The 13,487-nt window shown below is 56.9% G+C and carries 10 protein-coding genes; 4 read left to right on the top strand and 6 right to left on the bottom strand.

Annotated features, from left to right (window positions below):
• Window positions 1-7 precede the first annotated feature (7 nt).
• On the bottom strand, window positions 8-247 hold the full coding sequence (locus tag GC131_04200) for an acyl carrier protein (GenBank protein MBI1273269.1): 240 nt from the start codon (window positions 245-247) through the stop codon (window positions 8-10).
• Between the two features lie 270 nt (window positions 248-517).
• On the opposite strand from GC131_04200, the gene GC131_04195 reads away from it, so the two are divergent.
• Window positions 518-2,335 carry an ATP-binding cassette domain-containing protein gene (locus tag GC131_04195; GenBank protein MBI1273268.1) on the top strand — a complete coding sequence of 606 codons (1,818 nt, stop codon included), beginning with the start codon at window positions 518-520 and terminating at the stop codon, window positions 2,333-2,335.
• On the opposite strand, the gene GC131_04190 is transcribed toward GC131_04195, so the two are convergent.
• From GC131_04190 to carA, 5 genes are all read right to left on the bottom strand, one after another.
• Window positions 2,318-2,953 carry a DedA family protein gene (locus tag GC131_04190; GenBank protein ID MBI1273267.1) on the bottom strand — a complete coding sequence of 212 codons (636 nt, stop codon included), beginning with the start codon at window positions 2,951-2,953 and terminating at the stop codon, window positions 2,318-2,320. The genes GC131_04195 and GC131_04190 overlap by 18 nt on opposite strands.
• 122 nt (window positions 2,954-3,075) lie before the next feature.
• Window positions 3,076-3,549 (bottom strand): transcription elongation factor GreA, encoded by a 474-nt coding sequence (gene greA, locus GC131_04185; GenBank protein ID MBI1273266.1) that lies wholly within the window; start codon window positions 3,547-3,549, stop codon window positions 3,076-3,078.
• 109 nt (window positions 3,550-3,658) lie between these two features.
• Entirely contained in the window at window positions 3,659-6,901 is a 3,243-nt protein-coding gene (carB, locus tag GC131_04180) for a carbamoyl-phosphate synthase large subunit (GenBank protein MBI1273265.1), read from the bottom strand.
• Window position 6,902: 1 nt separating this feature from the next.
• Complete coding sequence (locus tag GC131_04175) at window positions 6,903-9,080, bottom strand: hypothetical protein (protein MBI1273264.1); 2,178 nt, start codon at window positions 9,078-9,080, stop codon at window positions 6,903-6,905.
• A complete protein-coding gene (carA, locus tag GC131_04170) occupies window positions 9,077-10,336 on the bottom strand; it encodes a glutamine-hydrolyzing carbamoyl-phosphate synthase small subunit (GenBank protein ID MBI1273263.1) in 1,260 nt (419 codons plus the stop codon). The genes GC131_04175 and carA overlap by 4 nt, the downstream gene beginning before the upstream one ends.
• A gap of 167 nt (window positions 10,337-10,503) precedes the next feature.
• Here carA and GC131_04165 point away from each other — a divergent pair, with 167 nt between their 5' ends.
• The 3 genes from GC131_04165 to GC131_04155 are packed head-to-tail and all read left to right on the top strand — an operon-like array spanning window position 10,504 to window position 13,353.
• A complete protein-coding gene (locus tag GC131_04165) occupies window positions 10,504-10,959 on the top strand; it encodes a GatB/YqeY domain-containing protein (GenBank protein MBI1273262.1) in 456 nt (151 codons plus the stop codon).
• A gap of 2 nt (window positions 10,960-10,961) precedes the next feature.
• A complete protein-coding gene (locus tag GC131_04160) occupies window positions 10,962-11,438 on the top strand; it encodes a hypothetical protein (protein MBI1273261.1) in 477 nt (158 codons plus the stop codon).
• A 1-nt stretch (window position 11,439) separates the two neighbouring features.
• Entirely contained in the window at window positions 11,440-13,353 is a 1,914-nt protein-coding gene (locus GC131_04155; GenBank protein MBI1273260.1) for a DNA primase, read from the top strand.
• Window positions 13,354-13,487 lie beyond the last annotated feature (134 nt).

Below are 13,487 nucleotides of genomic sequence, written 5' to 3'. Positions count from 1 at the left end.
CGGGCTGTTAAGCGGCCTTGCGCTGATTGATGAAGTCGATCGCATCCTTGACGGTCAGGATCTTTTCCGCCGCATCGTCAGGGATCTCAACGCCGAATTCTTCTTCAAACGCCATGACCAGCTCGACGGTGTCGAGGCTGTCTGCGCCCAGGTCATCAATAAAGCTGGCGTTTTCGGTTACCTTTGCCGCTTCGACACCGAGATGTTCGACGACAATCTTTTTAACGCGTTCAGCAACATCACTCATGCGAGAAACCTTTCCTAAATTGATGACATATACCGGTTGTGACCGGCACTATCGGGGCCTTCGACCAGAAGCGGGAATCAGCCGCCGGGACGGAGGCACTTCTGTATTATTTGCGCCCCTGCCTGTCCAGCCCCTACAGGCGCGGCATAACAGCCTAAATATTAGATATTTGCTACCAGAAAATGTTACACATACTATAACTTTTGATATTAGTTGTTATATTTCAATATATTAGTAATATTCCCTGCCCTTCTGCTAGAACATGGCCCCATGACATCAACGCAACAAAATCAGGCCCCAAATACCTCCGAACCCGGCATGGGGGCTCTGCGGCAGCTTATGCCCTATCTGCTCCCCTATTGGCGCCAGATCGCCTTGGCTTCGCTCGCGCTTATTGTCGCGGCCGGGACAGTGCTTGCGATCGGCTCCGTACTCAAGGCGGTGATCGATCAAGGGTTGATCGCCGGCAACGCCGATATGCTGAACCAGACCTTGCTTACGCTCATGGGTGTCATCATCGTGCTTGCGATCGCAACCTTCGCGCGTTTTTCGTTCGTGTCATGGATAGGCGAACGGGTGGTCGCCGATCTGCGCACGGCGGTTTACGGCCACATCTTGCGGCTTAGCCCCGCCTATTTCGAAACCGCCCGCACCGGCGACATACTCGCCCGCCTCACAACAGACACGACGCTGTTGCAACATGTTGTCGGCTCATCCATTTCCATGGCGCTACGCAACACGCTTTTGCTGATCGGCGGGCTGGTCATGCTTGCCGTAACCAGCTTTAAGCTGACCGGCATGGTGCTTCTGGTGGTGCCGCTTGTAATCGTGCCGATCATCATATTCGGCCGCAAGGTTCGCGCCCTTTCCCGCATCAGCCAGGACCGCATATCCGACATCAACGCCTATGCCGATGAAACGCTGCACGGCATCAAAACCATACAGGCCTATACCTATGAAGATGTCGCACGGGAAAATTTCGGCAAGCATGTCCTTGCCGCCGTGACGGCCGCAATCAAGCGCATCCGCGCGCGCGCGTTGCTGACCATGATCGTAATCACGCTTGTGTTCAGCGCTATCAGCCTGATCCTTTGGGTCGGCGGGCATGATGTTTTGAACGGGCAGATAAGCGCAGGCCAGCTTTCCGCCTTCGTTTTCTATGCCGTGCTTGTTGCCGGCGCCGTCGGCGCCCTCAGCGAGGTGATTGGCGATGTGCAGCGCGCGGCGGGCGCGGTTGAGCGCATTTTTGATCTGCTTGTGACCACGCCACACATCAAGGCGCCGGAAAACCCGGCTGATCTCCCGCGTCCCGCCACCGGGCATGTCAGCTTCAGCAATGTCACCTTCGCTTACCCTTCCCGGCCGGATCACCCGACAATCCGCGGGCTTTCGCTTGACGTAAAGCCGGGCGAGAAGCTCGCGATTGTGGGGCCAAGCGGAGGCGGAAAAACTACATTATTCCAGTTGCTATTGCGTTTCTACGACCCCCAGCAAGGCAGCATTTCTTTCGATGACATCGATTTGCGTATGACCAGCCCGGCACAGATCAGGCTGCGCATAGGCCTTGTGGCGCAAGACCCTGTCATTTTCTCGGCCAATGCGTGGGACAACATCGCCTACGGCATGCCCGGCGCCAGCAAGGAAAAGATACTGGAAGCGGCCCGCGCCGCGCACGCGCTCGAATTCCTTGAACAATTGCCGCAAGGGCTCGATAGTTTTCTTGGCGAAAAAGGTGTGCGACTTTCGGGCGGCCAGCGCCAGCGTATTGCTATTGCCCGCGCGATCCTGCGCGACCCCCCCCTGCTGTTGCTGGATGAAGCGACCTCAGCGCTCGATGCGGAAAGCGAGCGCTATGTGCAAGAAGCGCTGGCCAAGCTCATGGAGGGCCGCACGACCATGATCATCGCCCACCGGCTCGCGACCGTGATGAATGCCGACAGAATTGCGGTCATCGATCAGGGCAAGCTCGTGGCCACGGGCACGCACCATGAACTGATCGGACAAAACGGGTTGTACGCCAGGCTGGCGACGCTGCAATTCGAGCAGCATGAAAAACAAAGGCCGCAGGTGCTAGCCAGCGCCGTCTGATTTGCTAATTACCTTGTCCATGACATGGCGCGTTACCGCACGCACTGTCAGCGCAAAGGCAAAAACCAGAACGATGGCAATCGTAATGCCGACCGCCGAACTCTCGACAATATCCTTGGCGGTATCGGCGAAAATATAGCCCATAGCCACGAATGAAACCGACCAAAGGAACGCAGCCGCGAAATTGAGCGCGGCAAAACGCGCCCATGATATGGATGTCATACCGAGCATAATGGCGCTTATATTTCTCAGCCCATACATGAACCGGTAGCTCAGGATAAATGCGGTGGTATGTTTTTCTATCCATTTGATGAGGGCGTGACGGGGCTTTTGCAATTTGGGAAATTTATCCAGGGCACGCGCCCCATACCGGCGCCCGAGATAGAAGCAAACCTGGTCGCCGGCAAAGCTGCCGAGCCAGGCAGAAAGAACCAGCCAATGCGGCTCGAGATAGCCGTGAAACGCCGCCATGCCGGCGAAGATGACGAAGGTTTCGCCTTCCAGCATGGTCCATATGAAGGTGATCAGGTAGAACCAGTCGCCATGCAGACGAACAAGTTCGGGCACGCCCAGCGTCATGACCTCATCGACTACGGTAACGGCCTGCGTTGGGTCCATGAATGCACACTTGGTGGGGCTACCGTTACGGTATACCGGGCGAAGGGTTAGCAAAGGCTTAAGGTAAACCGCGCGCGGTTCGCCCAGCTTTGCTTCCTAAAAAATATGTGCAGAAAAAGCGGTTATTTAAAGGCGACTTTTGTTATTTCGTATGACTTGGTGCCGCCGGGAGTCGTGACCTCGACCGAATCATTCACGCTTTTTCCGATCAACGCGCGCGCGAGCGGCGAGCCAACGGAAATGCGCTTGTCCTTGATGTCGCTCTCATCCTCGCCAACGATCTGGTATTTTACTTCCTCGTCGGTATCCTCATCGACCAGCGTCACCCAGGCCCCGAACTTCACCGACTTTCCATTCAGGCTGGAAACGTCAATCACTTCGGCACGGCTGATCTTGTCTTCAAGCTCTTCGATACGGCCTTCAACGAAGCTCTGGCGTTCGCGCGCGGCATGATATTCGGCGTTTTCCGAAAGGTCGCCATGTTCGCGTGCCTCGGCAATCGCCTTGACGATAGAGGGGCGCTCGACGCTCTTGAGGTGCTTCAATTCTTCTTCAAGACGGGTATGGCCCGAAAGGGTCATAGGAACTTTATCGATCATCGACGTGCTCTTGCTTCGGTTTCAGTTGATTCCTACCCGGCCTTAGCGGAAAAATAGCAAAGACCGACATTGGCGCAGCAACGTGCGTCAACCACATAAGACACTGTCAGTAGGAACCCTTAAGGTACGCCTGTAGCGGCTGGGGTGCAAGGGTTCCGGTTTGCAGCGCCAAAATCGCTCCCACGGCAGCCTTGGCTGCCGACATGGTTGTAAAATAAGGAACTTTGCACATCAGGGCATTGCGGCGAAGGCTGAAACTGTCAGCAAGCGCCTGATTTCCTTCGGTTGTATTGATAATCAGATCAATCTCATCATTGATGATCGCATCGACAATATGCGGCTGCCCCTCATACACCTTGTTGATGCGCTTAACCTTTACGCCTTGTTCTGTAAGGTATTTTGCCGTCCCGCTGGTGGCCACGAGGCTAAAGCCGCCCGCTGTCAACTTACGCGCCAGCTCCACGCCGCTTTCCTTGTCCGCGTTACGCACCGAGATGAAGCAAGTGCCGGAGGTCGGCAACATTGTCCCCGCGCCTATCTGCGCCTTGGCAAAGGCCAGGGCGAAATCGTTATCGATACCCATCACTTCGCCGGTCGATTTCATTTCCGGGCCAAGCAATACGTCAACGCCGGTGAAACGTGCGAACGGGAATACAGGCGTCTTCACCGCAACATGCTTCGAGGCAAGCTTGCAGAGCTTGAAGGATTTAAGCGCTTCGCCCGCCATCACCCGCGCCGCAATCTTGGCGATGGGGTTGCCGGTTGCCTTCGCCACGAACGGCACAGTGCGGCTGGCACGCGGGTTGACCTCAAGGATATAGATATCTTCCCCCTTCACCGCGAACTGCACGTTCATCAAACCGACAACACCGATAGCGCGGGCCAGCATCTCGCTTTGGCGGGTGATTTCCTGAATAATCTTTTGCGGCAGCGAATGTGGCGGCAGCGTGCACGAACTGTCACCGGAATGGATGCCCGCCTCCTCGATATGTTCCATGATACCCGCGACAAAAACATCGTTCTTGTCGGCCAGCACATCGACATCGACCTCGGTGGCATTCTGCAGGTACAGATCTATCAGCACGGGATTCTTGCCCGAAACCTGCACGGCGCTGCCCATATAACGATGCAGTGATGCCTGGTCGTGTACAATCTCCATCGCCCGGCCGCCCAGCACATAGGACGGGCGTATTACGACCGGATAGCCGATTTCGGCGGCGATCTTTTCCGCTTCCGCGACGCTGCGGGCAATGCCGTTGGCCGGTTGCTTCAGGTTCAGCTTCTGCAACAATTTCTGGAACCGCTCACGATCTTCGGCAAGATCAATGGCGTCAGGCGAGGTGCCAAGAATGGGAATTTCGGCATTCAGCAATGCATTCGCAAGCTTGAGCGGCGTTTGCCCCCCGAACTGGACGATCAAGCCAAGCAATTTGCCTTTCGCTTGCTCGATGCGCACAAGCTCGATCACGTCTTCGGCGGTCAGCGGTTCGAAATATAAACGGTCCGACGTGTCATAATCGGTCGAAACGGTTTCAGGGTTGCAATTGACCATGATGGTCTCGATCCCCGCTTCGCGCAGGGCATAAGCGGCATGGACGCAGCAATAATCGAACTCAATCCCCTGCCCGATCCGGTTCGGACCGCCGCCCAGAATGATCACCTTGTTACGGTCGGAAACCTCGGCCTCGCAACTGGCGGGCTGCAGCCCGTTGCCTTCATAGGTCGAATACAGATAAGGGGTCAGCGATTTGAATTCCGCCGCGCATGTATCAATGCGCTTGTAAACCGGCTTGATGCCGTGCTTGCGCCGCGCCTCCGCGATTTCGCGCTCCCTCTTGCCTGTAAGTTGCGCAAGCCGGGCATCGGAAAGGCCGGTTTGCTTCAAATGCTGCCAGCCTTGCGGATCGTTTGGCAGCCCCTTGGCCTTCACTTCGTTTTCCGCAGCCACAACTTCGGCAATCCGTTCGATAAACCATTTATCGAACTTGCAGATACCGTGAATCTGCTCGACCGTCATGCCGTGACGCAGCGCCTGCGCGATCACCAGCATGCGGTCCGGCGCCGGCTTGGCCAGCGCGGCATGCAGCGCCTTTTTGTCATCCGGATTGCCGACCTTGATATCATCGAAGCCGGTCAGGCCGGTTTCCATGGAGCGCAGCGCTTTTTGCACGGATTCCTGGAACGTGCGGCCGATGGCCATCGCCTCGCCGACCGATTTCATGGCGGTGCTAAGCACCGGATCGGTGCCGGGGAATTTTTCGAACGTGAAGCGCGGAATTTTGGTAACGACATAATCGATTGTCGGCTCGAACGAAGCCGGCGTCACGCCAGTGATATCGTTATCAAGTTCGTCGAGCGTATAGCCCACGGCCAGCCGCGCAGCGACCTTGGCGATTGGAAAGCCTGTTGCCTTGCTCGCGAGCGCACTTGAGCGGCTGACGCGCGGGTTCATTTCGATCACGACCATGCGCCCGTCTTCCGGGTTGACCGCAAACTGCACGTTCGATCCGCCGGTATCGACGCCGATTTCGCGCAACACCGCGATCGAAGCGTCGCGCATCACCTGATATTCCTTGTCCGTCAGCGTCAGCGCGGGCGCGACCGTCACACTGTCACCGGTATGAATGCCCATGGGATCGACGTTTTCGATCGAACAGATAATGATGCTGTTGTCCTTGCAATCGCGCACCACTTCCATTTCGTACTCTTTCCACCCGAGCACGGACTCCTCGACCAACACTTCGTTTACCGGGCTGGCTTCAATGCCGCTGGCGACGATATCGATATATTCGTCGCGGTTGTAGGCGATGCCGCCGCCGGTGCCCGCGAGCGTAAAGCTGGGGCGAATGATCGCAGGCAAGCCGATATCGGCCAGCGCTTCCTGCGCTTCGGGCAAGGATTTGATCAGGCGGCTTTTCGGGGAACTGAGACCGATGCGGTCCATCGCTTCCCGGAACAGCAGCCTGTCTTCCGCCATTTCAATCGCGGCGCGGTTTGCACCGATCAGCTCGATCCCCAGCCGTTCAAGCGTGCCGTCCTTTGCAAGCGCCATGGCGGTGTTGAGCGCCGTCTGGCCGCCCATGGTGGGCAACAACGCATCCGGCTTTTCGCGTTCCAGCACCCGGGTCACCATGGCGGGCGTTATGGGCTCGACATAGGTTGCGTCCGCCACGTTCGGGTCGGTCATGATCGTGGCCGGGTTGGAATTGACAAGAACGATCCGGTAGCCTTCCTGCCGCAGCGCCTTGCATGCCTGCACGCCCGAATAATCGAACTCGCACGCCTGCCCGATCACGATCGGCCCGGCGCCGATGATACAGATGGATTTGATGTCGGTGCGTTTCGGCATGCTACTGATACCTCAGGGCGGAAAGAATGTTGGAATAATCGTCGGTCCATACGGCTTGCTTGGGCACGAGCAAATCAACCCAGCCAAGCCCGCGCAAGCCCTTCAACGCGTCCTTGTCGGTCCCGAACACGACCCATTCGCTCGGCGTCGCCAGCACGTTGCCGGGGCTCGGCACATAATCCTTGCGTAGCACCGGCACGCCAAGATCGGCGGCAAGAACAGCCAGCGCGGGTTGCAGGCTGTAGAAACGGTTCGAAACATGGAACGCCAGCCGTCCGCCCGGCGCGAGCCGCGAAAGATAAATCTTCGCCGCTTCACGGGTCATCAGATGCAGCGGGATAGCATCCGACGAAAAGGCATCCAGAATAAGAAGGTCGTAGCGGGCATCCGTGTCCTTTTCCAGCTCCTTGCGGCCATCGCCGATCACGATCCGGGGTTTCCCGCACCCGCGCATATATTCAAAATACTTGTCGGCCGTATCCACAATGGCCTGGTCGATTTCATAAACAGTGAAACTGCGGCCCGGCTTGTCATAGCAAATGGTGGCCCCGGCCCCGAGCCCGACGACGCCCACCTTCATAGGATCGGCCTTGAAAAGATCGCCGAGCGGGCCTTGCGGATCGTAATAGGCGCGCGGCACAAGATCGACTTCGGGCTTCACCTTCTGCCAGCCATGCGTGGTGGTGCCATGGTTGAGCACGCGCACGGTCCCGTGATCTCTTTCCGTTTCATAGACCTTGATCACGCCGTAGAAATTCCGGTCGATATGCTCCATCTGCACAAACGGCACAGCCACCGATGCGGTGAACAAAAAGAACCCGAGCGGCACGATCAGCTTGGGCAAGAAAGCCAGCGCAATCAGCGACATGATCAGGATCGGCCGCGCAAGGAAATTCAGTGCATAGAATTCCTTGGTGTTCACGAGAATAACGCCGGTCGCGCCAAGTGCCGCCAGCATAAGCGCAACGGTCACGATCTTGCCCGTCAGACCAATCTTGCTGTCACGGTGATAAAACGGGTTCAACAGCAACGAGAGCAGCAAGACAAAGGAAAATTCAATGGGCAGCACAAAAATCTGCGGCGCGATGAGCGCACCGAAAATACCGCCAAGCGCGCCGCCGAGCGAAAGCCAGAAATAATATTCACCCAGCCTGTCGCTGCCCGGCCGTTCGGCCGCCAGCCTGGCGTGGAAAATCAGCGCGGCGGCACAAAAGGCCAGAACCGGCATCACAAGACCGAGCAAGCCGCCAGCCGCACCGACAATACTGTTTTTGATAATAACGGCCGAAACGCACATCGCCGTTGCGAACAGATGCAGCAAGTTTGCGTAGCCGAGAATGTTTTTCGGCACGCCCGCAAAAGCTGCAACAAAGGTCAACAGATAAAGCGCAAGCGGCAGCACCCAGAAAAAAGGTATGGAACCCGTATCGGTTGTGATCAGCGATGTCAGCCCGAGCGATAGCGCAGCGGGAATAAAGGCCAGCATCAACCAGCGCAGCCGCATCTTCCATGACGGCGCGGGCGAAACAGCTTTTTCCTGCGCAGCCTGCGTCGCGCCCTTGCCGCGCATCATAACGTAAGCAACGCAAAGCGCGCACAACCCGATCAGACCGATATAAAGCCAGTACCAGATGGTCACCTGCTGCTGCAGCGGCAAAGCAGGCTCGACCCAGAAGGGATAGCTGAGCAGCCCGAGGAAGCTACCGAAATTGCTGGCTGCGAAAAGAAAGTACGGGTCGCGCGCGGAATTTGTGCCGGCCAGCGTAAATTGCCGTTGCATGCTTGTGCTGATAGTGGAAAGCGCCATGAAAGGCAGGAAGATCGTAGCGGCAAGCGCCAAGGCAACGCCGATGAAGTGCGAACGGCTGATCCCAAGCGCGGCTTCGTTCAGGCTGACGGGCAGCACAAAAAGCCCGAGCCCGAGCAAAACGATAACGCCGATGCCGTGAATGGCCGGGGGCAAACGCGTCGCCAAGGCCGCAACCGCGTATCCAATAAGCAGCACGGTCTGGAAAAAGGCCATCGCCACCAGCCAGCCGGCGGGCGCGCCGCCCACCAGCGGCAAAAGCATTTTGCCAATCATCGGTTGCACCGCGAACATCAGCGTCGCGGAAAGAAGAAGGGTCAGGGAGAATAATGCAACCGGAAGATCGATCGTGTGTTTGTGCTCCGCGCTCATGATGCCGCCTTCGCGCGCGGCGCAGCCGCTTGCTTGTGCGCGGCGATCATATCCATGAAACGCTGGAACAGATAATGGCTGTCGTGCGGGCCGGGGCTGGCTTCGGGGTGGTATTGCACCGAAAACACCGGCCTGTTTTTCAGCCGCACACCTTCGTTCGTTTTATCGAACAGGCTTACATGCGTCACCTCGGCATCAGCCGGCAGGCTTTCGGGGATCACCACAAAGCCGTGGTTCTGGCTGGTAATTTCCACCTTGCCGGTCTGAATATCCTTGACCGGGTGGTTGGCTCCGCGGTGACCGAGCGGCATTTTTCGCGTCTTGCCGCCAAGCGCCAGCGACAAAAGCTGATGCCCGAGGCATATGCCGAAAATCGGCATATTCTGCTCCAGAAGCGCACGGATCACCGGCACGGCATATTTGCCGGTCGCCGCCGGGTCGCCCGGGCCGTTGGAAAGGAAAACGCCATCGGGCTTGTGCCGCATAATATCCTCGGCCGTCGCCTGCGCAGGCACAACCGTAACCTTGCACCCCGCCGCCGCAAGGCAGCGCAGAATGTTCAGCTTCGCGCCGTAATCGATCGCCACAACATGGAAGCGCGGCACGGCTTGCTTGCCAAAGGCCGAAGCGCCGTCCGGCCCCCATGCCCATGTGGTTTCATCCCACACATAAGATTGGCGGCAGGTGACTTCCTGCGCCAGATCCATGCCATCAAGCCCCGGCCATGCCGCCGCTTCGGCGATCAGGGCATCGATATCGAATGTTCCGTCCGGGGCATGCGCGATCACGCCGCTCGGTGCGCCGCTTTCCCGTACACGGATGGTCAAATCGCGCGTATCGATGCCCGCGAGGCCAATAAGGTTGTTTTTGCAGAGCCACTGCACCAGATGTTCGTGCGCGCGCCAGCTTGAAGGCGCGGTCACGTTCTGGCGCACGATCATGCCGCGCGCCGCCGCGGTTACGGTTTCCACATCCTGCTGGTTTGCGCCGACATTACCGATATGGGGAAAAGTGAAATTGATTATCTGCCCGGCATAGCTCGGGTCTGTTAAAATTTCCTGATAACCGGTCATAGAGGTGTTGAAACATACCTCGCCGACGCTTTTACCGCTCGCACCGAAACCAAAACCCCAAAATAATGTGCCGTCCGCCAATGCCAAAACGCCTGTCGCGCCAGCGGGTTGGAGTGTTTTCCCGCTCTTCTTCGTTTTATTTTGCGCGCGCGCGCGATCTCGCTCGTCCGGCGACGGGGCCATCATTATCCCTGCTGTATATGTTTGGGGGTGCAGATTAAGGTCGGAATATGGCCAAAGAATCGACATATGGCAACCGTCAATATCTATGGCTATACTTGCCGCTCGAATACCTAAACTGGTTAATATAAACAGCCTGTTAGCCCCAATTTCTCATTCACGAGGTAAAAATGCTGCGCGATCAGATTACCGAAGCCCTGAAAACCGCCATGAAAGCCAAGGATGAGCGCGCCACCGGCACCGTCCGCATGATCATGGCCAAGCTCAAGGAACGGGATATCGAAGCCCGCGCCAAGGGCAATAATGATGGCGTGAAGGATGACGAAATCCTCTCCCTGCTGCAGGGCATGATCAAGCAGCGGCGGGAATCCATTGACCTCTACAACAAGGGCAACCGCGCCGATCTCGCACAACAGGAAACCGAGGAAATCGCCGTGATCGAACGTTTCCTGCCCAAGCAGATGTCGGAGGCCGAAGTGAAGGAGGCCATCACCAAGGCCATCGCCGAAAGCGGCGCCACCAACATCAAGGATATGGGCAAGGTCATGGCCGCGTTGAAAGCCAGCTATGCCGGGCAAATGGATTTCGGCAAAGCCAGTGGGTTAATAAAAGGCTTATTGGGCTAACGATGGCCAATTACAAAAAGTCGGCAATAAAAATCTGCATCTGGATGGTCGGTTTTTTTGTCGGCTTCGTCGCAGCCTTTATATTAGAAGCTTTAATTTTGTGGCTAATCCAAGAAGCTATTGGCGCTTATCGTCTAACACCACGCGGCATAGGCTGGATCACTATCCCCCTTTTATGTGGAATAGCTCTTGGAAACTTCGCCATTAGCCCCAAACTACCGCAAACTAAGATTTTCAAAACAATATCTACAAAAATAAAAAGCTCAATATGGGTACGTGCATACATTGGGCTTATTGCAATTTGGGCAATATTGATTTTGTTTTATATTCTTATGTTTGATCCCTTTGGTTATAGAATTGATGATCGAGAGATCAGGGATATACTCAAATGGTTTTTCTTGCCCACAATCACGCTGGCCTGCGCCATGGCCATTACAAAATGGATAGTTAAAGAAAATACCAGAGGTCTTGAGAAGTAATATGCCCCTGCCCCCGTCATTTTTTGAAGAGCTGCGTGCCCGTGTTCCGGTTTCGGAAGTGGTGGGCAAGCGCGTCAAGCTTTCGCGCGCGGGCCGCGAATACAAAGGTCTGTGCCCCTTCCATAACGAAAAGACGCCCAGTTTCTATGTGAATGACGACAAGCAATTCTATCATTGCTTCGGCTGCGGCGCGCACGGCAACGTCATCACCTTCCTGATGCAGAACGACAAGCTCAGCTTCGTCGAAGCGGTGGAACAGCTTGCCGGGCAAGCGGGCATGAGTGTGCCGAAGCCGGACCCGCACGCAGCGCGCGAATATGAAAGACAAAAATCACTCACGCAGTTGCTGGAACGCGCCTCGCGCTGGTTCCAAAAACAGCTGCATCAACCCTGGGGGCGGGAAGCTTCCCAGTATCTTGCGAAGCGGGGCCTGAGCGACGATACAATCGAACGGTTCCGCCTCGGTTACGCCCCGCAAGACGGGCAGGCGCTTGCGAAAGCGCTGCAGGCCGAAGGGTTCAGCATCGAGGATATGCTCGCGGTCGGCCTTGTAAAAAAATCGGAAGAGCGCGGCGACACCTACAGCTTCTTCCGCAATCGCGTTATTTTTCCCGTCGGCGACAGGCGCGGCAACGTGGTCGCGTTCGGCGCGCGGCTGCTGGCGGGCGAAGGGCCGAAATACCTGAATTCGTCCGAACATGCGCTGTTCCACAAAGGGCGCATGCTCTACGGCCTCAGCCGGGCGCGCGCCGCCGTGATGAAGGAACAACCGATTATCGTGTGCGAAGGCTATATGGACGTGATCGCGCTGGTCGATGCCGGCTATGCCGGCGCGGTCGCGCCGCTTGGCACCGCATTGACGGAAGAACAGCTCGCGCAGCTCTGGCGCCTGTTGCCGAAAGTGGAGGAGCGCGACCCGTCGCGGGACTACAACCCCATCCTTTGCTTTGATGGCGATGAGGCGGGTCAGCGCGCCGCCGCGCGTGCGATCGAACGCGCGCTGCCGCTTATCACCGGCATGCACAGCATACGCATCGCCACCATTCCGCCGGGCGAAGACCCGGACAGTCTGATCAAACGTTCAGGCAAGGGCGCGATGCAGAACGTCATCGATCAGGCCAAGTCGCTGGTGGATGTGATTTGGGAAATGGCCGTCGCCAACCGGCGTTTGCAAACGCCGGAAGAAAAGGCGGCGCTTAAATCCATGCTGCAGATCCAGCTCGCCAAAATCGCCGATGAAAACGTGCGTACGCTGTACCGGGATGAAATCCAGCGGCGGCTCGGCGGCATATTCGCGAGCGGCAGACAGGGCAGAGATTTTCAAAGCCAGGGCAAGGGCGGCAGGCGGTTTGAACGCACTCCCGCCATCAACCCCACCCTCAATAGCCCCGTCCCTATCCGCCGCCTGCCCTCTTCCGGGCAGGAAATGCGGGAACGTATCCTGCTGGCGACAATCGTTAACTATCCGGCCCTTTTTGACGAATTCGGGGAAAATCTGGCCCATCTTACCTGCGCCACCCCCCAAATTGACCGTTTAAGGACCGAATTAATAGAAATTCTGGGACAAAACCCCCATGAAGACCTTGACGCAGAAGGGATTCATCGCCATCTCTCCTCTGGTGGCAGCAGCGGCGCCGAAACCGATGAACTTGTGGAAACATTGTCCGACCTCATGACCGAGGGGACATACGTCCATGCCGGCTTTGCCCGGCCCGGGCATGATCCGGATAAGGCGCGGGAAGGCTGGAAAGATATATGGAACAAGTATTTGCGGGAAAAAAATCAACTGGCACTGAAGGAAGCGGAGCTGGAATGGGCCCGTAATGACACCGACAGCACCTATGCGCGCCTTTTGGCCCTTAAGCAGGAAGCGCAGGATCTGGCCCTTTCTGACAGTACAACCAAAGCCGGCTAGGTGCATTTCTACAAATAAAGTTTAATCTTCCCCTCGCGGAAAGTGATTCGCAGGGCTGGCAAGCAAAAAAGCAGGACAACATCCCCATGGCACCACCGAAAGGCAAAAAGGTCGTTGCGCGCCGCACAACGCAG

Source organism: Alphaproteobacteria bacterium (assembly GCA_016124955.1).
Classification (GTDB): domain Bacteria; phylum Pseudomonadota; class Alphaproteobacteria; order UBA9219; family RFNS01; genus RI-461.
The sequence above is the reverse complement of the archived record's forward strand: the minus strand, read 5'-3'. Positions and strand labels throughout refer to the sequence as shown.